Consider the following 22,403-nt stretch of genomic DNA (forward strand, 5'->3'; position numbering starts at 1 on the left):
GTCACCTCACGCGCTTGGTCGTCATGTACGCAGTTCCCGGGCATGTTGGCCGGTGGCGTCGCTGTGTTGGCCCCTGACGTCCGCGTGTTGGCCCGTGGCGTCGTTGTGTTGGTCGCTGGCGTCGTGGAGAGCATCGACGACCAGTACCGGTCTCCGATCGTTCCCGATCCCAACTCCGCCGACAGTCGTGGCCGGCCAACACAACGACGTGATCCGCCAACACACCAACGCGGCAGGCCAACATGCGGTCGCGAATTGCGGCTGCCGGCCCGGTTTCGTCTCCCCGTCCGGTCACTTGATCTTCCCGGAGCCGATCTCGCGGTCCCATTTCTGGAACGCGGCCACCTGCTGCTGCGCCGGCAGCGACGTCTCCTTCGGGTTGTCCTCGATGAGCTTGTCGTACTCGGGCCGGCCGAACTTCGCCAGCGCGTCCCGGGAGTCCTGCGGCGCCATGTCCAGCGTGACGTCCTTGACCGCCGGGCCGGGGTAGAAGTAGCCCTTGTCGTAGGCCTTCGCCTGCTGCTTGGGCTCCAGCATCCACTTGATCAGCGCGAGGTCCGCGGCCAGCACGTCGTCGGAGACGCCCTTGGGGATGACCGCGTAGTGCGCGTCGGTGACCCAGTGGAAACCGTCGAGCGTCCCGACCTTCATGCCCGCGGGCACCGTGCCGAGCACCCGCGGGTTGATGTCCCAACCCGTCGTGCTGGCGATGATCTGCGACGTGCCGTTGGCCAGGTTCTTCATCGTGTCCGTGGTGCCCTTGGGGTAGTAGTCCACGTACTGGCCCAGTTCCTTGAGGTAGGCCCAGGTCTTGTCCCAGCCGTTGGCGGGATCCTTGGGGTCCTTGTCACCCAGGATGTACGGCAGGCCCATGAGGAACGTGCGGCCCGGGCCGGAGTTGGCCGGCTGCGCGTACTGGAACTTGCCCTTGTTCGCCTTCGCCCAGTCCAGCAACTCCTGCGCAGACTTCGGCGGGTTCGGCACCTTCGCCGGGTCGAACTCGATCAGCGGGCCGGACGGGTAGTAGGTGATCGTGATGCCCTGACCCTGGGCCAGCTCGTGCATCTTGGCCGCCGGCTCCAGGTAGTTCTTCTCCAGGTCGGGGAACTTGGCGTTGAAGTTGGGTTGCAGCTGTAGCACGAGCTTCTGCTCGATCACGTTGGCCAGGCCGTCGGTTCCGGTCAGCACCAGATGGGTCGTCGACTTGCCGCCGGCCTGCTCGGCCTTGAGCTTGCCGGGCATCTCCGGCGCGGTCGCCTTGGTGAAGTTGACCTTGCTGACGATCTCCGGATGGGCCTTCTGGAACTCCTCGATCATGCCCTGGGTGAGTTGCAGGTTTCCCGCCACGTCAAGGATGTTCAGCTCCACCGGCTGGGACGGCTTGTCCGGCACGGTGCTCGGCGCGTTGCCGCTCGGCGTGTTGACCGCCGGCGCGCCGCACGCCATGGCCACGAGTAGGGCGGCCAGCGCCGGCACACCCAACAGCGACTTCGTTGTCCTGCGCATCTCTGGCTCCCTCGCTCAGCTATTGATCGGATGTTTGACCAATCGCCTCAGATGAGTACACTCGCTGATCTCCCTGGTCAACTGTTCCGGTGGTTCATACTTCAGACTGTTGTGTTTGCCGATTCATCGGACTATTGCGCGTACGGCTCGGGGTACTTCCCGGGTCTGGCCAGGAACTCGAAGTCGCAACCCCGGTCGGCCTGGGTGATGTGCTCCGCGTACAGCGCCCCGTAGCCGCGCTCGAACATCGGCTCCGGCGCCCGCCACTCCGCCCGTCTTCGGGCCAGCTCGCCGGCCGGAACCTCCAGCCGCAACGCCCGCTCCGGCACGTCCAGCGTCACCGGGTCGCCGTCGCGGACCAGCGCCAGCGGACCGCCGACGTAGGACTCCGGCGCCACGTGCAGCACGCACGCCCCGTAGCTGGTGCCGCTCATCCGCGCGTCGGACACCCGGACCATGTCCCGCACACCCTGTTTGAGCAGCCGGTCCGGGATCGGCAGCATCCCGTACTCCGGCATGCCCGGCCCGCCCTTCGGCCCGGCGTTCGTCAGCACCAGCACCGAATCCGCGGTGATCTCCAAGGCCGGGTCGTTGATCCGGTCCTGCAGGTCCCGGTACCCGTGGAACACCACCGCGCGGCCGGTGTGCCGGAGGAGCCTGGGATCCGCGGCGACGTACTTGATCACCGCGCCGTCCGGGGCGAGGTTCCCGCGCAGCACGGCCACCCCGCCTTCCGTCGCGAGTGGACGGTCAAGCGGACGGATCACGTTGTCGTCGTGGACCTCCGCGCCGGCCAGCTCCTCGCCGAACGTCCGCCCGGTCACCGTGACCCGGTCCAGGTGCAGCCGGTCGGCCAGGCGCGCGAGCAGCCCGCGGAGCCCGCCCGCGTAGTGGAAGTCCTCCATCAGGAACGCGCCACCGGGCCGGATGTCCGCCAGCACCGGGGTTTCCCGGGCGATCCGGTCGAAGTCGTCGAGGCACAAAGGGATCTGGCTGCGCCCGGCCATGGCGATCAGGTGGATCACCGCGTTGGTCGAGCCGCCGAGCGCCATGACGGTGGTCACCGCGTCGGCATACGCGCGGGCGTCGAGGATGCGCGACGGTGTGAGGTTCTCCCACACCAGGTCCACCACCCGCATCCCGCTGGCCGCGGCCATCCGGTGGTGTCCGGAGTCCACCGCGGGGATGGACGCGGCGCCGGGCAGCACCATCCCCAGCGCCTCCACCGCCGAGGTCATCGTGGACGCGGTGCCCATCGTCATGCAGGTACCCGGCGAGCGCGCCAGCCCCGACTGCAGCGAGTTCCAGTCCGCCTCCGAGATCGTGCCGGCCCGCCGCTCGTCCCAGTACCGCCACATGTCCGTGCCGCTGCCCAAAATCTCGCCGCGCCAGTGTCCGGCGAGCATCGGCCCGGCCGGCACGAAGATCGCCGGCAGATCCGCCGACGCCGCGCCCATCAGCAGCCCCGGCGTGGTCTTGTCACACCCGCCCATCAGCACCGCGCCGTCGATCGGGTACGAGCGCAGCACCTCCTCGGTCTCCATCGCAAGGAGGTTGCGGTACATCATCGGCGTCGGCTTCTGGAACGTCTCGGAGAGCGTGGAAACCGGCATCTCCACCGGATACCCGCCGGCCTGCCACACCCCGCGGGCCACCTCCTGCGCCCGTTCGCGCAGGTGCAGGTGGCACGGGTTGATGCCGCTCCACGTGTTCAGGATCGCGATCACCGGTTTGCCCAGGTGCTCCTCGGGGTTCAGCCCGAGCTGCCGGCTGCGGGCCCGATGGCTGAACGACCGCAACCCGTCGCCGCCGTACCACTGGTGACTGCGCAGATCCTCCGGCCTCAGGGCTGATGATTCGCTCGCAAGCTCGCTCATGGCTCGTCCCGCACCCCCCAGGATGACAGGATCTCACCGACCTGCGAGCGCTCAACGGTCCCCAATGGACGGATGGGCGGCCGCACATCGCGGCGGCACAACCCGAGCTGCGCCAACGCCTCCTTCACCACCGACACGTTGTTCGACGACTCCGCCGCCGCGCGCAGCTCCTCGAACGGCCGGATCAGCTCCCAGACCGCCATCGCCCCGGTGTAGTCCCCTGTGGACAGTGAGGTGTGCATCCGTTGGGACAGCTCGGGGCTGACGTTGGCCAGCCCGGAGGTGAACCCGGCGGCGCCGACCGCGAAGTACCCCGGCGCGGACAGCTCGGCGAGCCCGGCCACCCAGGTGAACCGCTCCAGCCCGGCATCCCGGGCCACCGAGGCGAACCGCACCGGGTCGGGTACCGCGTACTTCACCCCGACCACGTTCGGGCAGGCCAACCCCAGCGCGGCCAGCTGCGCGCCGGTGATCCTCGGGTTGCGGATGTACAGCACCACACCCAGCTCCGGCACCGCGTCCGCGATCGCCCGGTGGTAGTCCACCCAACCGTCCAGCGACAGGTACGGATGCACCGGCTGGTGCACCATGATCCCGTCCGCGCCGGCCCGCCTGGCGTACCGGGCCGCCGCCGTGGCGGTCGTGACGTCGTGGCCGACCCCGCACAGCACCGCGACCCGGGAGCCGGCCGCCTGTATGGTGACGTCCACCGCCCGCTCGGTTTCCGAAGTGGACAGTGCGTAGAACTCGCTGGTGTTGCCGTTCGGGGTGATCACCGGAATGCCGCCACCGACCAGCCGGTCAACCAGCTTGGCATACGCGGTCTCGTCCACCGTGCCGTCCTCGGCGAACGGGGTGACGGTGATCGCCACGACCCCCGCGAGCTTCTCGGCCAGGAACTCATACGCCATGGGGCAGCTCCTCGACGACTCGATCGGCAAACGCCTGAATATGCCGGCGCATCAACTTGGCCGCCCGGTCCGCGTCACCAGTCTGCGCCGCGGCCAGCACCGCGCCGTGCTCCACGATCTCCGCCTCCCAGGTCGGCTGGATCCCCCACCCGGCAACGGTAATCAGCGCCGTCTGATCCCGCAGATCGTCCACTATCCTGATCATCAACGGATTCCCGCACCCGCAATACATGGCCCGGTGAAACCGCCTGTTGATCAAACTCAGCCGCGCCGCATCCTCCCCGTCCTCGGCCGCCTTCCTGGCGTCCGCGAGCGCCTCGGCCGCCTCCGCGAACCGCGCCCCCTTGCGCACGGCGTACCTGACCGCCTCCGGCTCAACGACCGTGCGCACCTCGTAAACGGACCGGACCAGCTCGGCGTCCACCACCCGCACCGACGCCCCCTTGTACGGGCTCATCACCACCAGCCCGGACCCCGCCAGCGTCTTCAACGCCTCCCGCACCGGCGTCTTCGACACCACGAGGCTCGCCGCGAGCTCCGCCTCGACCAACGCCTGCCCCGGCCGCAACTCCCCGCCCAGGATGCCCGCCTTGATCGACTCCAGCACGAAGTCGGTCCGCGACGCGGGCGGCGCACTCGCCCGCTCATATATCATATATCAGACACTAGGACGCTCCGGCCGGCCTGGTCAACGCCGTGGCAGCATTGGCGACCGTGACGACACCTCAGACCGCCCTGGAGATCCACCTCGCCGCCCGCCCCAAGGGCCGGCCCACCCTCGACAACTTCGCGTTCGTCGAGGTCGACGTGCCGAAACCCGGGCCGGGTCAGGTACTCGTGCGCAACCTCGTCATGAGTGTGGACCCGTACATGCGTGGCCGGATGAACGACGTGAAGTCGTACGTGCCGCCGTTCCAGATCGGCAAGCCGCTGGAGGGTGGCGTGGTCGGCGAGGTCATCGAGTCCACTGTGGATGATCTGCGGCCGGAGGACGTGGTGGTGCACAACCTGGGCTGGCGTGAGTATGCGGTGGTCGAGGCGCGGCACGCGATCAGGATCGGTTCGAACCTGGCTCCGCTGGAGGCGTTCCTCGGGGTACTCGGCATGCCGGGGCTGACCGCGTACGTCGGCCTCGTCGACATCGCCCAGCTGCGCGAGGGGGACACGGTGTTCGTGTCGGCCGCCGCGGGCGCCGTGGGCTCGATCGCCGGTCAGATCGCCAAGCTGCGCGGCGCGGCGCGGGTCATCGGCAGCGCCGGGTCCGCGGAGAAGGTCAGCTACCTGCTCGACGAGCTCGGCTTCGATGCCGCGTTCAACTACCACGACGGCCCGGTCGCCGAGCAGCTCGCGGCCGCCGCGCCGGACGGCATCGACGTGTACTTCGAGAACGTCGGCGGCGACCACCTCGAGGCCGCTCTCGGGGCGCTCAACAACTTCGGCCGGGTCGCCGTCTGCGGCATGATCTCGCAGTACAACGCCACCGAGCCGAGTCCCGCGCCGCGCAACCTGGCGCTGCTCGTGATCAAGCGGCTGGCCATGCGCGGCTTCCTGGTGCTCGACTACGACCACCTGCGTCCGCAGTTCCTCGGCGAGGTCGGTCCCTGGGTCCGCGAGGGCAAGCTCCGCTACACCGAGACCGTCTACCAGGGTCTGCGCGCCGCCCCGGACGCGTTCCTGGACATGCTGGACGGCAAGAACGTCGGCAAGATGCTCGTGCAGGTCGCCGGCTAGAACACCACGGTTTTGTTGCCGTGCACCAGGATCCGGTTCTCCAGGTGCCAGCGCAGGCCGCGGGCGAGGACGACCTTCTCGATGTCGCGGCCCTTGCGCACCAGGTCGGCGATCGAGTCGCCGTGGCCGACCCGGATCACGTCCTGCTCGACGATCGGGCCGGCGTCGAGCTCGGCGGTGACGTAGTGGCAGGTGGCGCCGATCAGCTTGACCCCGCGCCGGTGTGCCTGGTGGTAGGGACGCGCGCCGACGAAGGACGGCAGGAAGCTGTGGTGGATGTTGAGCGCGCGGCCGGTCCACTGGGCGCACAGCTCGGTGGGCAGGATCTGCATGAACCGGGCGAGCACGATGGCGTGCGGGCGGCTGGCCTCGACGAGCTGGCGGAGCTGGCCGAACGCCGCGGCCTTCTCTTCGGGATCACCCGCCGGGAACGGCACGTGGTGGAACGGGATCCTGTGCGCCCGGGTCACCTCGGCCAGGTCCGGGTGGTTGCCGACGACCGCGCTGACGTCCACGTCCAGCTCCCCGGAGGCGACCCGGCCGAGCAGGTCGTAGAGGCAGTGCCCCTCCTTCGACACCAGGATCACCACCCGCCTGCGCTCCGCGGTGTCGGTGATCGACCAGTCGCTCTGCACGGCCAACTGCCCGGCCACCGCGCCGAACCGGTTGCGCAGCTCGGCGATCCCGTACGGCAGCGAGCCGGCCAGCACCTCCTGGCGGGTGAAGAACCAGCCGGTGTCCGGGTCGGTGTGGTACGCCGCCTCGACGATCCACCCGCCCGCGTCCGCCAGGAACGTGGCGATCCTGGCCACGATCCCGGTCCGGTCCGGGCAGCCGAAAATGATCACATAACGCCGATCGGGCACGGTCACCCGGCGAGTTTCCCAGCTCCCCCTCGACCTTCGCTCAGGAAGCCCCCGCGAGTCCCCGTTTCAGGTCCGCGAGTCCCCAACTCAGGCACGCGAGTTCCCAGTTCGGAACCGGGATTTGACGTGCCGGAATCAGGAACTCGCGTGCTGGAACCGGGGACTCGCGGGGTCAGGGCACCTTGAGCGCGGTGATCACGTTCTGGTCCCCGCCCCTGATCGCGGTGCTCGGCCGCTGCCACACCGCCCGGTAGACGGCGTCCGCGGTGCCGACCACCGAGCCGTCCGCGTCCATGCCCGGCTCGGCCGCGGTGACCGCGAGCCCGTCCCCACCCGGCAGCAGCTCGGCGAGCCACGCCTGCCCGGCATCCGCCGCGTGGAACAGCACCGTGCCGGTCAGGGTCCCCGGCTCGCGCTTGAGCCGCCGCGGGACGAGCAGCCGCAGCGCCTCGTCGATGCCGTCGGCCGCGAACTCCGAGTCGAACACCAACGTGGGCACCGCGTCCACTCGGGCCGACCCGGACGCGGCGTGCTCGGCGTCCAGCCGGTGGATCGCGGTCTCGTGCGCCTGCCGCCGGGCCCAGAAGTCCGCTGTGGACGGGACCTGCGGTTTGGCGAACACCCACGCCGGCGCGTCCGGGCCGCGCTCCCGCAACATGCGCAGCAGCGCGTCCCGGCGCTCGTCCCACCATGGGAGCAGCTCATCCCAACTGTCGGGCGGTGTCTCCCGATCCGGGGCCTCCCCGTCCGGGTCGGCCAGCAGCGCGCGCCCGGCCCAGCCATGCACCCGGGCCAGGTGCGCGACCAGATCCCGAACCGTCCACTCAGGACAGGTCAGCACCGGGGCGTCCGGCCCGGCCAGCACCGCGGCCGCGCGCATGGCATGGGCCTGCTCCGCCACCACATCAATGAATTGCTTGAACTCCACGAACATCACCCTAGGCCAGCCGGGCCTGCGCGTACGCGGCAATGGCGTCACGCATGAACTCGGCGAGCCGCGGGTCGGTCCGGTCGTAGTTGGCCCGGAACCGCGGATCGTCCACGTACATCTGCCCGAGCCCGGTGTAGGACTCCCGGTTCGGCGTCCAGAACTCGCAGATCCACCGGTAGTGCCCGTCGACCGCGTCGAGCACCGCCGGGTCGTCCGGCGCCTTGCCCGCGTCGATCAGGGCGACCATGCCGTGCAGCAGGCCGACCCACTGGGTGCCCTGCTCCTGGAACCACGCCTGCGGCTTGTCCTTGACCCGCTCGTTGGCGGCGTCGACCGCCTCGGCGCCCCACCGCTGCCGGGCCTCCTCCTGGTACTCCGCCTGCTTGTCCGGGTCGAACCCCTCGAACCAGTGGGCGGCTGATTTCGTCGTCACTTTCTCACCTCCCTCCAACTCCGTGATCGTCCGCTCGACCGTGCGCGCCAGCTTGGCGAAGCGGTCCCGCTCGGCGACCAGCCAGGCGTGGTGCATGCGCAGTGCCTCCACCGGATCCCGGCCGTCGTGGATGACCTCCGCGATGGCCTCCAGACCGAGACCGAGCTCCCGCATGATCAGAATCCGCTGCAGCGTGAGCAGCTGCTCCGGTTCGTAGTAGCGGTAGCCGTTGCCACCCACCCAGGCCGGGGTGAGCAGCCCGATCTGGTCGTAGTGCCGCAGCGTCCGGGATGTCACCTTCGACATCCGGGCCACCTGAGCCGTCGACCACGCCATGCGACAAACGGTAGAAGTTGACGCAGCGTCAGAGTCAAGACGAATAGTGCGCCGCCGCCAGCATCCGCTCGGCCAGCAGGTCCGGCGCCTCCCGCAGCGCGTTGTGCGCCTGGCCCGGCAGGATCTCCAGCACCCGGTTCGGCAACGCCGCGGCCAGCGCCTCGACCCCGGTGCGCATCCGCTCGTCGCTGCGCTCACCGAGCAGCAGCAACACCGGCACGTCCAGCCCGGCCATCCCGTCGAGACCGGACTCGTCCCGCAGCCGCGTGTCCAGCGGCAGCGTGTGCGCCAGCGCCATCGCGGTGGCCCAGAACGGCGTGCGGCGCATGGCATCCAGCAGCCGCGGGTCATCGCCCACGGCGTCCACGATGAACGTGGCCACCGCACCGTCCCGGTCATCCTCGGCGACCAGCTCGATCAGCCGCTCGGTCACACCATCGCGCCCGGACCCGCCGGGCACCCGGATCGGCGGCTCGTACAGCGTCATGGCCGTCACGGGCGCTCCGGACAGGGCCACCCGCAACGCCAGCAGCGCGCCCGAGGAGTGGCCGAGCAGCTCGACCGGCTCGCCAATGCGTTGCAGCAGCGCGAGGACGTCCTCGACCTCGCGCTCGGTGCGGTAGCCGTCCACCGGTCCGCTCGCCCCGCGGCCGCGCCGGTCCACCGCGTACACGGTGCGTTGCGGTGCAAGGAAACCGGCCGCCGCGGCCCACGCCTTCGCGCCGTAGCAGGCACCGCCGAGCAGCACCACCGGCGGCCCGGTGCCGGACGTCTCGAACGCGATCCGGGTGCCGTCCGCGGACGTCACGAAGTCCACGCCTCAACTCCCGTGCTCGGTGAGCCACTTGCCGGCGAACTCCGACTCCGCGGCCAGCAGCTTCCCGACGTGCTGCGCGATCACACCCTCCAGCTTCCCGCCCACCAGCGGAATGCCGACCCGCACCTCGGCGGTGATCACCAGCTCGCCCCCGGCCAGCCGGCTCCGGCTGTTGATCTCCCCGGGCACGCCGGAGATCGTCGCCCGCCCGGTCGCCGCGTAACCGTCGCCGTCCGGCCGCCAGCTTTCCTCGCGCTCGACGACCAGGTCGCCCTTGAGCAGCGACCGCACCGCGCCCGGCAGCTTGTCCGCCTCGATCCCCTGGCGCAGCCGGAAGCGCACCCCGTCACCGGCCCGGTTGTACTCGGTCACCGCCGCGCCCTTGCCGCCGAGGACCCGGAGCCGTTCGTCCAGAAATGCGCGGTCGACCAGCGCGGAGTACACCGTCGGGGCCGGTGCGGAGAACGTCGCGCGGTGCTCGAAGCGGGTCGGCATGCGCCGGAGGTTACCGTTGGGCCCCATGACCGGCCTCTCGCTTGGCACCGAAGTCCGCGCGGCGGTACCGCTGTCCGGGTACACCACGCTGCGGCTGGGCGGGCCGGCCGCGCGGTTCACCGCGCCGTCCACCGCCGAGGACGTCGCGGCCGCGATCCGGGCCGCCGACCGGTCCGGCGAGCCGGTGCTGGTGCTCGGCGGCGGCTCCAACCTCGTCGTCGCCGACGCCGGTTTCGACGGCATCGTCATCCGGGTGGGCAACCGCGGCAGCAAGATCGACTGCGTCGGCCCCGGCCTGGTCCACCTCACCGTCGAAGCCGGCGAGGACTGGGACACCGTCGTCGCCTCCACCGTCGACGCCGGCCTGGGCGGCCTCGAGTGTCTCTCCGGCATCCCCGGCCTGGTCGGCGCCACCCCGGTCCAGAACGTCGGCGCCTACGGCGTCGAAGTCTCCCAACTCCTCGTCTCCGTCGACCTCCTCGACCGCACCAGCGGCGAGATCCGCACCTACCTCGTCGACGACCTCGCCCTCGGCTACCGCACCAGCGTGCTGAAAGGCACCGACCGCGCCGTCGTCCTCCGCGCCCGCTTCGAGCTCGCCGTCGGCGGCCTCTCCACCCCCATCCGCTACACCGAGTTGGCCCGCGCCCTCGGCGTCCGCCAGAACACCCGCGTCCCCGTCGCCCAGGCCCGCGAAGCCGTACTGTCGTTGCGCCGCACCAAAGGCATGGTCCTCGACCCCGCCGACCACGACACCTGGAGCGTCGGCTCCTTCTTCACCAACCCCGTCATCCCCGACGCCGACCTCCCCGCCACCCTCGCCCGCATCCGCACCCACGTCGGCGACACCCCCATCCCCCAATACCCCGCCGGCCCCGGCCGATCAAAGCTGTCGGCCGCCTGGCTCATCGAACGCGCCGGCTTCACCAAAGGCTTCCCCACCCCCGACGCCCCGGTCACCCTCTCCACCAAACACACCCTCGCGCTGACCAACCGCGGCCCCGCCACCACCACCGACCTCCTCTCCCTAGCCCGCCAAATCCGCGACGGCGTCCTCAACACCTTCGGTGTCGCACTCACGCCGGAACCCGTCCTTATTGGATGTGCGCTGTGACGCACTGTGCTGTATCGTGATCGTCAGTACATCGCCGCGGGCGGTGGGCGAGTCGCAAGGCCAGGTGCACCTGGGGCAGACCGGGACCCTGGCCTTACGCATGTCCTGAGGATGATCAGCAATCCGTGGCAACGTCGATCTCGTAGAGGCAGTCGTCAAGAACTCGCCGGTAACCCGGCTGGCCACGCCGATGCGCATAGACGGCACCCGCCACAACGTCTGCGGCCCAGAACAGCGGCTCGTCAGCGCCTGCTTGGTGATCCACTTGGAACAGGGCGTCCTTGGAGAGGTGGCGGCGTGCCCTGGTGACCGTCGCGACGTCCCGCCGGTCGAGCTGGTCGGTGCGAGACTCGATCATGAGGTGAGTCACGCCATAGCTGTGCAGCTCGTGCACGAGTCGATCAAGGCATTTCGCGCGGGCGCGTTCCTGGCGTTTCACTGGCATCGGAACGCCGACCGTGACCACGTGAAAGCTATCGATGCCAGCGACTGCCTTGGCCGCGTTGTGGCGCTGCTGAGCATCCATCTCGTTCCAGTGCAGCTTCTTCGCTCGGCGCCTGCCGAGTACGTCGCGCATCGCATCGCGGGCAGTCTCGTAGGCCGCCGGATCGAACATCGCGGCCGCCAGGACGTAGAAGCCGCCGGACGGTGCCTCGTGGAAGGACTCGTCGGCGTAGGCCGAGGTCACGAGGCGTGAGGTTACGGGGTGCTCCCGACAGTCACTCTCGGTGGGCGCGGGAAGCGGAGTACTGGGCGCGGGGCTTCAGGATGATCTGGTCGAGGTTGACGTTGGGTGGGCGGGTGACGGCGAAGGTGATCACGTCGGCCACGTCGTCGGCGGTCAGCGGGGTGAGGCCTTCGTAGACGCGAGCCGCCCGGCCGGCGTCGCCGTCGAAGCGGGTGACGGAGAACTCGGTTTCGACCATGCCGGGGAGGATCTCGGTGAACCGGACGGGCTGGCCGAGGTGTTCGCCGCGCAACGTCCGGTGCAGGGCGGATTGGGCGTGCTTGGCGGAGGTGTAGCCGGCGCCGTTGTCGTAGATCTCGTAGGCGGCGACCGAGGTCACGGTGACCACGTGGCCGTTGCCGGAGGCGATGAGCTTGGGGAGCAGTGCCCGGGTCATGCGCACGGTGCCCAGAACGTTGGTCTCCCACATCCAGCGCCAGTGGTCCTCGTCGGCGGCCGCGACGGGTTCCAGCCCCCGGGCGCCGCCTGCGTTGTTCACCAGCACGTGGCACTCTGGGACCCGGGCGCAGAAGGCATCCACCGACGCCGGTTCCGTGACGTCCAGCGGCAACGCCACCCCGCCCAGCTCCGTGGCCAGGGCGGACAGGCGATCCAGCCGGCGGGCGCCGAGGACGACGTGGAAGCCGGCGGCGGTGAGGTGGCGGGCGGTTGCGGCGCCGATGCCCGAGCTGGCACCGGTGACGACGGCGGTGTTCACACGCCGATCCTGCCGCGTGAGCGAACCTGCCGGGCGGCCCAGGCGTCATGAAAGGTGTCACACTGCAACGTCAAACGCGATACGGAGGCGTTCACCGTGAGATCCGGACTGGTCGGCATGCTGCTCGTGGCCACCGTCGCCCTCGCCGCGTGCACCACCCAGGCCAGCGGCACCGCCACCGGGCCGGGCGGGGCGCCGGTGCAGGACCTGCCGAAGGCGACGATCAGCGCGGTGCCCGCGGTCGACGCGAAGGACGCCCCGGTCACCCAGCCGATCAAGATCACGGTGAAGGACGGCACGCTGACCGAGGTGGCCGTGACCAACCAGGACGGCAAGGCGGTCGGCGGCCAGCTCGCGCCGGACAAGCTGAGCTGGACCAGCACCGAGGTGCTCGGTTACGGCAAGAAGTACACCTATGCGGCGAAGGCCACCGGCCCGGACAACCGGACCGCCGAGCTGAAGGGCACCTTCACCACCCTCACCCCGGCGAAGACGGTCCGCGCCACGGTCAACCCGATCGACAACGCCACGGTCGGCGTCGGCATGCCGGTCAGCGTCAAGTTCGAGAGCCCACCGAAAGACCGCGCGGCGATCGAAAAAGCCCTCAAGGTCACCACGTCCAAGGGTGACGTCGAGGGCTCCTGGGCATGGCTGTCCAACGCGCAGGTGGACTGGCGGCCCAAGGTGTACTGGCCGGCCAACGTGAAGGTGACGGTGACCGCGAAGCTCTACGGAGTCGCCTACGGCGACGGCGTGTACGGCAAGGCCGACCTGACCAGCAACTTCACCATCGGCCGCAACCGGGTCACCAAGATCAACACGCCGGACCACAAGATGGACGTCTACCAGGACGGGAACCTCGCGGTCAGCTACCCGACCAGCAACGGCCTGGACGCCGACCCGGAGCGCAACACCCCGAACGGCACCGTGATCATCATGACCCGGGAGCCGGTCGGCGACTTCTCCAACCCGCGCTACGGCTACACCGACGTGCACCTGCCGTGGGCGATGCGGCTGTCCAACAGCGGCGAGTACATCCACGCCTACCAGGCCAACGCCGCCAACATCGGGGTGCGGAACACCTCGCACGGCTGCGTCAACATGCTCGAGAAGGACGCCAAGGCCTACTTCGACAGCGCGCTGATCGGCGACCCGGTCGAGGTCACCGGCTCCAAGACCACCTTCAAGACCACGTCCGACGTGAACGACTGGCTGTTCACGTGGGACAAGTGGAAGTCCATGTCCGCGCTCAAGTGATCCACTTCGTCGAGGGCGCGGGCGGCACCCGCCTGGCCGTCCGCGCGGCCGGTAACCCCGCGAACCCGCCGATCGTGTTCGTCCACGGCTGGGCCCGCTCCGGCGCGGACTGGCAGGCCCAGCTCACCGCACCCGAGCTCACCTCCCGGTACCACCTCCTCGCCGTCGACCTGCGCGGCCACGGCCTCTCCGGCGTCCCGGACACCGGCTACGACGACCCGCACGCCTGGGCCGGGGATCTGGCCGCCGTGCTCGCCCTCGCCGGCCGGCCAGCGGTCCTGGTCGGCTCCTCCTACGGCGGCCTGGTGATCACCGACTATCTCCGGGTCACAGGCGAGGCCGGCGTCGCCGCCCTGCTCCTGGCCGGCGCGCTCACCGAGATCGGCGCCGGCAACCCGGGCGGCGCCACCGGGCCGCTGATGGGCGCCGGCATCCGCGACTACCTCGCCGAGGACCCCGCGGTGGCGGTGCCCGCGCTGACCCGACTGGCCGCCGGCCTCACCGCCGAACCCGCTCCGGGCGACGTCGTCCAACGACGACTAGGGGAGTTTCTCCTCGTCCCGCCACGGGTCCGCCGCGCGCTCTTCCGCCGCGTCGTGACCAGCGCGGACGTGCTGGCTAGCGTCACCGTGCCCACGTTGATCGTGCACGGCACCGAGGACGCCGTGGTCCATCCCACGGCCGCCGAGTACGCCGCGGGGAAGATTCCGGGCGCTTCCCTGCGTTGGTGTGATCGAGTCGGTCACCTACCGTTCGCCGAGCGCGTCGCGGAGTTCAACACGGCCCTGCGCGAGCTCGCGGACCGCCAGCCCGGGAGGACACGCCGAGGTGAGCCCCGTTGACGTCGTGCGGCTGCACCAGCCGCGCCGGGTTGCCGTGCTGTCCGTCCACACGTCTCCGCTCGAGCAACCGGGCACCGGCGACGCCGGCGGGATGAACGTCTACATCACCCAGACCGCGACCCGGATGGCCCGGCGCGGGATCGCCGTGGAGGTGTTCACCCGGGCCACCTCCTCCGACCTGCCCCCCGTCGCCGAGCTGGCCCCCGGCGTGCTGGTCCGGCACATCCACGCCGGCCCGTTCGAGGGGCTGGCCAGGGCCGAGCTTCCGGCCCAGCTGTGCGGTTTCACCAATGGGGTGCTACGGGTGGAGGCCCGGCACGAGCCCGGCTACTACGACCTTGTGCACTCGCACTACTGGCTCTCCGGGCAGGTGGGCTGGCTGGCCCGGGACCGCTGGGGCGTGCCGCTGGTGCACACCGCGCACACCCTGGCCCGGGTGAAGAACGCCGCGCTCGCCGAGGGGGACACGCCGGAGCCGCTGGCCCGGGAGATCGGCGAGCAGCAGGTGGTGGACCAGGCCGACCGGCTGGTGGCCAACACCGTGGTCGAGGCGCAGCAACTGGTCCGGCTCTACGACGCGGCGCCGGACAAGGTGCGTGCGGTGGCCCCCGGGGTGGATCTCGAGGTGTTCCGCCCGGGTAGCCGGCGTGCCGCCCGGGCCGCGCTGGGCATTGCGGCGGACGCGGTGGTGCTGGCGTTCGTCGGCCGCATCCAGCCGCTCAAGGCGCCGGACGTGCTGCTGCGCGCGGCGGCCGAGCTGCTCCGGCGCGGTGCGGTGCCCCGGGAGAAGCTGGTGGTGCTGGTCGCCGGCGGACCGTCCGGCACGGGTCTGGACCAGCCGGCGGCGCTGCAGGAGCTGGCCGCCGGGCTCGGAATCGTTGACGTGATGCGGTTTCTACCGCCGCAGCAGGGGCGGGCACTGGTCGACGTGTACCGCGCCGCGGACGTGGTCGCGGTGCCCAGCCACAACGAGTCGTTCGGGCTGGTGGCGCTGGAGGCGCAGGCCTGCGGGACGCCGGTGGTGGCGGCCGCGGTCGGCGGGCTGCGGGTGGCGGTGGTGGACCGCTCGTCCGGCCTGCTGGTCGACGGGCACGACCCGGTCGCCTGGGCGGACGCGCTGGCCACGGTGGCGTTACGGCCCGAGGTCGCCGAGGTGCTGGCCCATGGCGCGGTGGCGCACGCCGGCCGGTTCTCCTGGGACCGCACCACGGACGCGCTGATCGCCGAGTACGCCGAGGCGACCCGGGCCTTCCGGCGCGCCGTGCTGGCCACCGGGGTGGCAGTGTGAGCGGATGCTCGACGATCTGATCAGGTCCACTTTGGACGAACGGGAGCTGGCCTACGAGCATCCGGCGCCCGGCCGGTTCTTCGTCACGCTCCCGGGCACGAAGAAGTTGCAGACCAACTGCTGGCTCACGGTCGGTACGCACGCCCTGGTCGTCGAGGCGTTCGTCTGCCGCCGGCCGGACGAGGCGCACGCCGACGTGTACCGGTTCCTGTTGCGCCGCAACGCGAAGCTCTACGGCGTGCACTACACGCTGGATCCGGTCGGGGACATCTACCTGCTCGGCCGGGTCGGGCTGGAGCGGGTCAGCGCCGACGAGCTGGACCGGCTGCTCGGCCAGGTGCTCGAGGCCGCCGACGGGGACTTCAACGCGTTGCTGGAGCTCGGGTTCGCCAGCTCCATCCGGCGCGAGTGGGAGTGGCGCATCGCGCGCGGCGAGTCGCTGGCGAACCTGGCCGCGTTCGAGCACCTGGTGCGCCCGGCCGGTGGTCACGGCAGCCGTTTCGCAGCCGAGGCCGACTCGTGACTGGCCGCGCGGCAACCGTGTCCTGATCCACTTCCGTCTGCCGGACAGATCAAACCGGCGGACTGGAGGGACTCATGAACGTTAACTGGCGCTACGCCAGCGAGCAAAATAAGAGAAAACTGCTGTCGGCGCTGCTCGGCCTGCTGCTCGCGGGCGGTGTGCTGGCCGGATGCACCGGCGCGGCAACGAGCGGCTCCACGGCCGGTGGAGTGGGCAGCGGGCGTGCGGCCGAGGTGCCGGCGGCGGGTGGTCCGGCCAAGGCGGACAGCAACCCGGCGCCGAAAGAGCAGCCGGTCAACCAGCCCGGGGTGGACCGCAAGCTGATCAGGACTGCGACCCTGGAGATGACCTCGCCCGACGTGATCAAGGTGGCGAACGGCGCCCGGGACGTCGCGGTCGGGCTCGGCGGGTTCGCCGGTCAGGAGGACGTGCGCAACGACGCGGCGACGATCACCTTGCAGGTGCCGTCGAACCAGTTCGACGAGGCGCTGCGGCGGCTCTCCGATCTGGTCACACCGGAGAACCTGCGCTCCCGCGCGACGACCGCGGAGGACGTCACCGAGCAGCTGGTGGACCTGGACAGCCGGATCGCCACCCAGCGGACCAGCGTGGCCCGGGTGCGCGCGCTGATGGACAAGGCGCAGACGGTCAACGAGGTCGTGCAGATCGAGGGCGAGGTGACCCGGCGCGAGGCCGACCTGGAGTCGCTGGAGAAGCGGCGCGAGGCGCTGTCCGGTCAGGTGGCGCTGTCGAAGATCACGGTGAGGGTGGGCAAGAGCGGCGAGACGGCCCCACCGCCGGCCCGGGACGACTCCGGCATCCTCGGCGGGCTCGCCGGCGGCTGGCACGCGTTCCTGACCGCGGGCGGTGTGGTGCTGCGGGTGATCGCGGCGATGCTGCCGTTCCTGGTCGTCTTCGGTGTCCCCGGCTGGTTCGCCCTTCGCTGGTGGCTCCGCAAGCGGCGCCCGGCGCCGCAACCCGCGGAAACCACTGTCTAGACATGGTTCGCGGGGCGGCTCGAGCGAGGGGGGAGTCGCGATCTCGAGCCGCCCCGCGTCAGGCCCGCCGCAACGGAATCCCATGGCGGGGGGCACCCGGGTTCCCGGCGGGGTGCGACCCGGCAGGGGAGACGAGTCGCACTGCTTGCTCTTGCCCGAATCAGGGAGTGCGTGGGAGCTGATTCAGGGGAGCGCTGTCAACCTGTCAGAAGTCGCACAGTTACACAAGGCCACCGCGTGGTCCAGGGAAGCGATGTAGCCCTCCGTAGGTAACAATTCGGTGACGAAGTTGACCTTCAAGTCAACTAAGCGTCGTCCGAGCGATCAGTTCTAACCCGAACGGGCGATAAGCGATTCGGCGTAGCCGTTCTGGCACGCTTGGCCGTATGGCCCTTGGGATCCTGGTACTGCTGCGGCACGGCGAGAGCGTGTGGAACGCCGAGAACCTGTTCACCGGCTGGGTGGACGTCCCCCTGTCCGACCGCGGCGAGCTCGAGGCCGCGCGCGCGGGCGAGCTGCTGCGCGAGTCCGGCACGGTGCCCGACATCGTGCACACCTCCGTGCTGCGCCGCGCCATCTCCACCGCCAACGTCGCGCTGGACGTGGCCGACCGGCACTGGGTCGACGTGCGCCGCAGCTGGCGGCTCAACGAGCGGCATTACGGCGCCCTGCAGGGCAAGAACAAGAAGCAGACCCTGGCGGAGTTCGGCGAGGAGCAGTTCATGCTCTGGCGCCGCTCCTACGACGTGCCACCGCCGCCGATCGAGCCGGGCACCGAGTACAGCCAGGACGGCGACCCGCGCTACGCCACCCTCGGCGACCTGATGCCCGGCACCGAGTGCCTCAAGGACGTCGTCGCCCGGATGCTCCCGTACTGGACCACCTCGATCGTGCCGGACCTGCGTGCCGGCAGGGACGTCCTGCTCGCCGCGCACGGCAACTCGCTGCGCGCCCTGGTCAAGCACCTCGACGGGATCTCCGACGAGGACATCGCCGGCCTCAACATCCCCACCGGCATTCCCCTGGTCTACGAGCTCAGCGACGACCTCGAACCCCGCAAGACCGGCGGCACCTACCTAGACCCCGAGGCCGCCGCGGTTGCCGCCAAAGCCGTCGCCAACCAGGGCCGTGCCTGATTTGCTCGCTCCGCTCGCGTGAGCGGGCCTTGACGCGGTGCCTTCCCTCCTGCGCTGCTCGGTCACTCGCTGGCGCTCGCTCCCTGCGCTGCTCGTCAGTCCAGGCACCGCCGGCCCGCTCGGGCCTCCGGCCCTTTAGACCAGCCCGAGCTCCCGGGCGCGGACGCCGGCCTGGAACCGTGACGTGGCGCCCAGAGCGGACATCAGCTCGGCCACCCGGCGGCGGTAGGTGCGCACCGACAGCGAGAGGGTGCGCGCCGCCGTCTCGTCCTTGCAGCCCGAGCCGAGCAGCTCGAGGATGCGCGGCGCCAGCACGCGGAGCTCGGTCAGCTCCCGGTCGTAGACGTCCAGCTCGGTGGCCGCCCGCCAGGCCGCGTCGAACAGGGAGGCCACCGCGGTCACGACGTCAGGGGCCCACACCACGCTGAAGCTGCGCGGCCCGTGCGCGACGCCCCCCGCCATGATCACCACGCGGCGGTCGATGATGATCGTCTCGTTGATCTCGTCCGGGGTGATCCGCACCTGCGCACCGTGCTGAAAGGCCAGCCGCACGTGCCGGGTGCCGACCGGGTCGAGCAGCACGCCGGGCCGGTAGAGCTTGCGGATCATGAACCCGGGCGGAGTGTCCTGCGGCACCGGGGGCCGGTCCGCGGTGTCCGCCCGCAGGTGCACCCAGGTGTAGAGATCGTTGGCGGCGCAGGAGATCTCGGTCTTCGCCGCCTGGAACAGGTGCCAGGTCCGCTCGTAGAGCTCCTGGTGCCCGCGGATCACCGCGAGCTCGTTCTGGGCTGTCATCACCGCCCAGTCTCGACCCGCGCGCGGACCCGGTCAAAGGTTGGCAACTTGCTGCCACGGCGGGCGTCCGCGGGCCGGTCCCGGCAGGCTGGAGATCATGACGATGAATGTGACCGCGACCGCCGCCGGGCGCTGGGACCTCGGCGGCGACCTTCGGGTGAACCGGATCGGCTACGGCGCGATGCAGCTCGCCGGCGCCGGCGTGTTCGGGCCGCCGAAAGACGAGGAGCAGGCGATCGCGGTGCTGCGCCGGGCCGTCGAGCTCGGGGTGAACCACATCGACACCTCCGACTACTACGGGCCGTTCGTGGTGAACGAGCTGATCCACCGGGCGCTGCACCCGTACCCGGCGGACCTGGTGCTGGTGACCAAGGTCGGGGCCCGGCGCGACGACAAGGGCAACTGGCTGCCGTGGAACTCGCCGGCGGACCTGCGCCAAGCCGTGCACGACAACCTGAAGCGGCTCGGGGTGGACCGGCTCGGCGCGGTCAACCTGCGGATGATGGGCCTGGAGGGACCGGAGGAAGGCCCGATCGAGGAGCAGTTCACCGCGCTCGCCGAGTTGCGCGAGCAGGGGCTGATCCACCACCTCGGGGTGAGCAACGCCACCGCGGCCCAACTGGCCGAGGCCCGCGCGATCGCCCCGGTGGCCTGCGTGCAGAACCTGTACAACGTGACCGCCCGGCAGGACGACGCCATGGTCGACGCCTGCGCCGAGCAGGGTGTCGCCTACGTGCCGTTCTTCCCGCTCGGCGGGTTCCAGCCGATCCAGGCGCAGGTCCTCGAGCAGGTCGCCGCTCGGCACGGGGTCACCAGCCGGCAGCTCGCGCTGGCCTGGCTGCTACACCGGTCACCGGCGATCCTGATCATCCCCGGCACCTCGTCGGTCCAGCACCTCGAGGACAACGTGGCCGTCGGCGCGATTGAGCTGACCGATCAGGATCTGGCCGAGTTGGACACGGTGTCCAAATCAGGGTAAGGGCTCGAAAAGCACTCGCCGGTTCAGCCGGCGGCGGGCACCGGACCGACTCGTCGGGCAGACCTCCGGCCCACCCTCCTCGCCGGTGAGCCCTTACGGGCCGGTGAACGGATCTTGACCTGAAGGCGAACAGGTGTCACGGCCGTCACTAGTGCCGCGCGGTGCTGGCCTTCCAGGCCGTTGACCTGCTTACGATGCGCACGTGACCGACGTGGTCTGGCTGATCCTGTCGATCGGCGCCCTGCTGGTCGGCCTCCTCGCCGGCCTCGTGATCGGATTGGCCCGGCGCCGGCGGGTGGACCGGCCGGCCGGTCCGACCGTCGCCGCGCTGGTGCAGCGGCTGGTGCACTCCTCGCACAACGGGATCGTGGTGCTCAACCACTTCGGCGACGTCGTGCTGCACAACCCGCGCGCGGCCGAGCTCGGCCTGGTGCGCAACCACCGGGTCGACCCGCGCGCCGGGAAGGCCGCCGAGGTGGTGCGGGAGACCGGCGACCCGATGGAGATCGACCTCTCCCCGCTGGCCGCCCGGGGCCGCCAGCCGGAGGCCGTGCTCGGCGAGGTCCGCCCGCTCGGTGACGGGTTCACCGCGGTGGACGCCGCCGACGAGTCGGACGCGGTGCGGCTGGAGGCCACCCGGCGGGACTTCGTGGCCAACGTCAGCCACGAGCTGAAGACCCCGGTCGGCGCCATGGCCCTGCTCGCCGAGGCGGTGCTGGACGCCGCCGACGACCCGCCGGCCGTCAAGCGGTTCACCGCCAAGATCCTGCACGAGGCCACCCGGCTCGGCACCCTGGTCACCGAGCTGATCGCGCTGTCCCGGCTGCAGGGCGCCGAGCGGCTGCCCGAGCTGAACACCGTCGAGGTGGACGCCGTGGTGCGGGAGGCGCTCGGCCGCTCGCGGCTGGCCAGCGAGTCCACCGGGATCAACATCGCCACCGACACCGACAGCTGCCTGCTGGTCGCCGGTGACCGGACGTTGCTGGTCACGGCCCTGTCCAACCTGCTGGAGAACGCGGTCGCCTACTCCCCGCCGGGGAGCCCGGTGTCGGTCAGCCGCCGGCTGGTCGACGGGTTCGTCGAGATCGCGGTGACCGACCGCGGCATCGGCATCGCCGAGGACGAGCAGCAGCGGGTGTTCGAGCGCTTCTACCGGGTCGACCGGGCCCGCTCCCGGGCCACCGGCGGCACCGGGCTCGGCCTCGCCATCGTCAAGCACGTCGCCGCCAACCACGGCGGCGAGGTCAGGCTGTGGAGCAAGCTCGGCACCGGCTCCACGTTCACGCTGCGCCTGCCCGCGCACGGGTTGGTGACCCCGGCCCAGCGCACCACTGGCGCTCCGCCATCGAGCAAAGGAATTGAACACAGCGATCCGGCGGTCCCGGTCGCGTCGACCGATCATGGAGGAGCGTTGTGACCAGGGTGCTCATCGTGGAGGACGAGGAGTCCTTCGCCGACCCGCTCGCCTTCCTGCTGCGCAAGGAGGGGTTCACGGCGGCCGTGGCCGGCACCGGCCAGCAGGCGCTCGAGGAGTTCGACCGCAACGGCGCGGACATCGTGCTGCTCGACCTGATGCTGCCCGGGATGAGCGGCACCGACGTGTGCAAGGCGCTGCGCCAGCGCTCCGCGGTCCCGGTGATCATGGTGACCGCCCGGGACAGCGAGATCGACAAGGTGGTCGGCCTCGAGCTGGGCGCGGACGACTACGTGACCAAGCCGTACTCCGCCCGCGAGCTGATCGCCCGGGTGCGCGCGGTGCTGCGCCGCGGCGGCGAGGCTGGCGACGGCGAGCTGCTGCCCCAGGTGCTCGCCGCCGGCCCGGTCCGGATGGACGTCGAGCGGCACGTGGTGACCGTGGACGGTGCGGAGATCTCCTTACCGCTCAAGGAGTTCGACCTGCTGGAGTACCTGCTGCGCAACGTCGGCCGGGTGCTCACCCGGGGCCAGCTCATCGACCGGGTCTGGGGCGCGGACTACGTCGGCGACACCAAGACCCTTGACGTGCACGTCAAGCGGCTGCGCTCCAAGATCGAACCCGACCCCTCGTCGCCGCGGCACCTGGTCACGGTGCGTGGTCTCGGCTACAAGTTCGAGTCCTGACCCGCGCGCGACAACGGGCAGGT

General features: G+C 70.6%; 23 protein-coding genes. 11 read left to right on the forward strand and 12 right to left on the reverse strand.

The window, feature by feature from the left end; translation table 11 throughout:
• Positions 1–291: 291 nt before the first annotated feature.
• From VGR06_RS12495 to VGR06_RS12510, 4 genes are all read right to left on the reverse strand, one after another.
• Positions 292–1,506: an ABC transporter substrate-binding protein gene (locus VGR06_RS12495; RefSeq protein WP_327559198.1), complete on the reverse strand. Its 1,215-nt coding sequence runs from the start codon at positions 1,504–1,506 to the stop codon at positions 292–294.
• 131 nt (positions 1,507–1,637) lie between these two features.
• Positions 1,638–3,383, reverse strand: a complete 1,746-nt coding sequence (araD, locus tag VGR06_RS12500; protein ID WP_327559199.1) for an L-arabinonate dehydratase — start codon at positions 3,381–3,383, stop codon at positions 1,638–1,640.
• Positions 3,380–4,294 carry a dihydrodipicolinate synthase family protein gene (locus VGR06_RS12505; RefSeq protein ID WP_327559200.1) on the reverse strand — a complete coding sequence of 305 codons (915 nt, stop codon included), beginning with the start codon at positions 4,292–4,294 and terminating at the stop codon, positions 3,380–3,382. Before VGR06_RS12505 ends, araD begins: the two co-directional genes overlap by 4 nt.
• A complete protein-coding gene (locus VGR06_RS12510; RefSeq protein ID WP_327559201.1) occupies positions 4,284–4,949 on the reverse strand; it encodes a GntR family transcriptional regulator in 666 nt (221 codons plus the stop codon). Before VGR06_RS12510 ends, VGR06_RS12505 begins: the two co-directional genes overlap by 11 nt.
• 59 nt (positions 4,950–5,008) lie before the next feature.
• Here VGR06_RS12510 and VGR06_RS12515 point away from each other — a divergent pair, with 59 nt between their 5' ends.
• Entirely contained in the window at positions 5,009–6,025 is a 1,017-nt protein-coding gene (locus VGR06_RS12515; RefSeq protein ID WP_327559202.1) for an NADP-dependent oxidoreductase, read from the forward strand.
• Here VGR06_RS12515 and purU read toward each other — a convergent pair.
• The 5 genes from purU to VGR06_RS12540 all read right to left on the reverse strand — a co-directional run bounded on the left by purU (position 6,022) and on the right by VGR06_RS12540 (position 9,903).
• On the reverse strand, positions 6,022–6,897 hold the full coding sequence (purU, locus tag VGR06_RS12520; RefSeq protein ID WP_327559203.1) for a formyltetrahydrofolate deformylase: 876 nt from the start codon (positions 6,895–6,897) through the stop codon (positions 6,022–6,024). The two genes, VGR06_RS12515 and purU, sit on opposite strands and share 4 nt — an antisense overlap.
• Before the next feature lie 166 nt (positions 6,898–7,063).
• On the reverse strand, positions 7,064–7,825 hold the full coding sequence (locus VGR06_RS12525) for a maleylpyruvate isomerase N-terminal domain-containing protein (RefSeq protein WP_414637233.1): 762 nt from the start codon (positions 7,823–7,825) through the stop codon (positions 7,064–7,066).
• Positions 7,826–7,829: 4 nt separating this feature from the next.
• Complete coding sequence (locus tag VGR06_RS12530) at positions 7,830–8,591, reverse strand: MerR family transcriptional regulator (RefSeq protein ID WP_327559205.1); 762 nt, start codon at positions 8,589–8,591, stop codon at positions 7,830–7,832.
• A 34-nt stretch (positions 8,592–8,625) separates the two neighbouring features.
• A complete protein-coding gene (locus VGR06_RS12535) occupies positions 8,626–9,408 on the reverse strand; it encodes an alpha/beta hydrolase (protein WP_327559206.1) in 783 nt (260 codons plus the stop codon).
• A 3-nt stretch (positions 9,409–9,411) separates the two neighbouring features.
• A complete protein-coding gene (locus tag VGR06_RS12540) occupies positions 9,412–9,903 on the reverse strand; it encodes a DUF2505 domain-containing protein (protein ID WP_327559207.1) in 492 nt (163 codons plus the stop codon).
• A 25-nt stretch (positions 9,904–9,928) separates the two neighbouring features.
• Between VGR06_RS12540 and VGR06_RS12545 the strand changes: the two genes are divergently transcribed.
• Positions 9,929–11,017 carry a UDP-N-acetylmuramate dehydrogenase gene (locus tag VGR06_RS12545; protein ID WP_327559208.1) on the forward strand — a complete coding sequence of 363 codons (1,089 nt, stop codon included), beginning with the start codon at positions 9,929–9,931 and terminating at the stop codon, positions 11,015–11,017.
• 115 nt (positions 11,018–11,132) lie between these two features.
• Here the strand turns inward: VGR06_RS12545 and VGR06_RS12550 are convergent, their stop codons facing one another.
• Positions 11,133–11,705: a DUF3800 domain-containing protein gene (locus VGR06_RS12550; RefSeq protein ID WP_327559209.1), complete on the reverse strand. Its 573-nt coding sequence runs from the start codon at positions 11,703–11,705 to the stop codon at positions 11,133–11,135.
• 31 nt (positions 11,706–11,736) lie between these two features.
• A complete protein-coding gene (locus VGR06_RS12555) occupies positions 11,737–12,462 on the reverse strand; it encodes an SDR family oxidoreductase (protein WP_327559210.1) in 726 nt (241 codons plus the stop codon).
• Positions 12,463–12,579: 117 nt separating this feature from the next.
• Here VGR06_RS12555 and VGR06_RS12560 point away from each other — a divergent pair, with 117 nt between their 5' ends.
• From VGR06_RS12560 to VGR06_RS12585, 6 genes are all read left to right on the forward strand, one after another.
• The gene (locus VGR06_RS12560) at positions 12,580–13,719 is read left to right on the forward strand and encodes a L,D-transpeptidase (RefSeq protein WP_327559236.1); all 1,140 of its coding nucleotides are present in this window, start codon (positions 12,580–12,582) and stop codon (positions 13,717–13,719) included.
• Positions 13,692–14,561: an alpha/beta hydrolase gene (locus VGR06_RS12565; RefSeq protein WP_327559211.1), complete on the forward strand. Its 870-nt coding sequence runs from the start codon at positions 13,692–13,694 to the stop codon at positions 14,559–14,561. The genes VGR06_RS12560 and VGR06_RS12565 overlap by 28 nt, the downstream gene beginning before the upstream one ends.
• Positions 14,548–15,849, forward strand: coding sequence for a D-inositol-3-phosphate glycosyltransferase (gene mshA, locus VGR06_RS12570; RefSeq protein WP_327559212.1), 1,302 nt, complete (start codon positions 14,548–14,550; stop codon positions 15,847–15,849). Before VGR06_RS12565 ends, mshA begins: the two co-directional genes overlap by 14 nt.
• 4 nt (positions 15,850–15,853) lie before the next feature.
• Positions 15,854–16,372 (forward strand): YbjN domain-containing protein, encoded by a 519-nt coding sequence (locus VGR06_RS12575; RefSeq protein ID WP_327559213.1) that lies wholly within the window; start codon positions 15,854–15,856, stop codon positions 16,370–16,372.
• 74 nt (positions 16,373–16,446) lie between these two features.
• Positions 16,447–17,370 (forward strand): DUF4349 domain-containing protein, encoded by a 924-nt coding sequence (locus tag VGR06_RS12580; RefSeq protein ID WP_327559214.1) that lies wholly within the window; start codon positions 16,447–16,449, stop codon positions 17,368–17,370.
• Positions 17,371–17,756: 386 nt separating this feature from the next.
• Positions 17,757–18,506, forward strand: coding sequence for a phosphoglyceromutase (locus VGR06_RS12585; RefSeq protein ID WP_327559215.1), 750 nt, complete (start codon positions 17,757–17,759; stop codon positions 18,504–18,506).
• 135 nt (positions 18,507–18,641) lie between these two features.
• On the opposite strand, the gene VGR06_RS12590 is transcribed toward VGR06_RS12585, so the two are convergent.
• Positions 18,642–19,301 carry a DNA-binding response regulator gene (locus VGR06_RS12590; protein ID WP_327559216.1) on the reverse strand — a complete coding sequence of 220 codons (660 nt, stop codon included), beginning with the start codon at positions 19,299–19,301 and terminating at the stop codon, positions 18,642–18,644.
• Between the two features lie 103 nt (positions 19,302–19,404).
• Here VGR06_RS12590 and VGR06_RS12595 point away from each other — a divergent pair, with 103 nt between their 5' ends.
• From VGR06_RS12595 to VGR06_RS12605, 3 genes are all read left to right on the forward strand, one after another.
• The gene (locus VGR06_RS12595) at positions 19,405–20,280 is read left to right on the forward strand and encodes an oxidoreductase (protein ID WP_414637237.1); all 876 of its coding nucleotides are present in this window, start codon (positions 19,405–19,407) and stop codon (positions 20,278–20,280) included.
• A 202-nt stretch (positions 20,281–20,482) separates the two neighbouring features.
• Positions 20,483–21,697 carry a sensor histidine kinase gene (locus VGR06_RS12600; protein ID WP_327559218.1) on the forward strand — a complete coding sequence of 405 codons (1,215 nt, stop codon included), beginning with the start codon at positions 20,483–20,485 and terminating at the stop codon, positions 21,695–21,697.
• Positions 21,694–22,380, forward strand: a complete 687-nt coding sequence (locus VGR06_RS12605) for a response regulator transcription factor (RefSeq protein ID WP_327559219.1) — start codon at positions 21,694–21,696, stop codon at positions 22,378–22,380. The genes VGR06_RS12600 and VGR06_RS12605 overlap by 4 nt, the downstream gene beginning before the upstream one ends.
• Positions 22,381–22,403 lie beyond the last annotated feature (23 nt).

The sequence above is a fragment of the Actinophytocola sp. genome, from assembly GCF_036002505.1.
In the GTDB taxonomy this organism is placed as follows: Bacteria; Actinomycetota; Actinomycetes; order Mycobacteriales; family Pseudonocardiaceae; genus DASYTH01.

Coding starts and splice junctions, on each gene's coding strand:
- VGR06_RS12560 (WP_327559236.1), top strand. CDS start 12,580: ATGCTGCTCGTGGCCACCGTCGCCCTCGCCGCGTGCACCACCCAGGCC.
- VGR06_RS12530 (WP_327559205.1), bottom strand. CDS start 8,591: ATGGCGTGGTCGACGGCTCAGGTGGCCCGGATGTCGAAGGTGACATCC.
- VGR06_RS12585 (WP_327559215.1), top strand. CDS start 17,757: ATGGCCCTTGGGATCCTGGTACTGCTGCGGCACGGCGAGAGCGTGTGG.
- VGR06_RS12595 (WP_414637237.1), top strand. CDS start 19,405: ATGAATGTGACCGCGACCGCCGCCGGGCGCTGGGACCTCGGCGGCGAC.
- VGR06_RS12545 (WP_327559208.1), top strand. CDS start 9,929: ATGACCGGCCTCTCGCTTGGCACCGAAGTCCGCGCGGCGGTACCGCTG.
- VGR06_RS12575 (WP_327559213.1), top strand. CDS start 15,854: ATGCTCGACGATCTGATCAGGTCCACTTTGGACGAACGGGAGCTGGCC.
- VGR06_RS12540 (WP_327559207.1), bottom strand. CDS start 9,903: ATGCCGACCCGCTTCGAGCACCGCGCGACGTTCTCCGCACCGGCCCCG.
- VGR06_RS12510 (WP_327559201.1), bottom strand. CDS start 4,949: ATGATATATGAGCGGGCGAGTGCGCCGCCCGCGTCGCGGACCGACTTC.
- VGR06_RS12590 (WP_327559216.1), bottom strand. CDS start 19,301: ATGACAGCCCAGAACGAGCTCGCGGTGATCCGCGGGCACCAGGAGCTC.
- VGR06_RS12495 (WP_327559198.1), bottom strand. CDS start 1,506: ATGCGCAGGACAACGAAGTCGCTGTTGGGTGTGCCGGCGCTGGCCGCC.
- araD (WP_327559199.1), bottom strand. CDS start 3,383: ATGAGCGAGCTTGCGAGCGAATCATCAGCCCTGAGGCCGGAGGATCTG.
- VGR06_RS12505 (WP_327559200.1), bottom strand. CDS start 4,294: ATGGCGTATGAGTTCCTGGCCGAGAAGCTCGCGGGGGTCGTGGCGATC.
- VGR06_RS12525 (WP_414637233.1), bottom strand. CDS start 7,825: ATGTTCGTGGAGTTCAAGCAATTCATTGATGTGGTGGCGGAGCAGGCC.
- VGR06_RS12580 (WP_327559214.1), top strand. CDS start 16,447: ATGAACGTTAACTGGCGCTACGCCAGCGAGCAAAATAAGAGAAAACTG.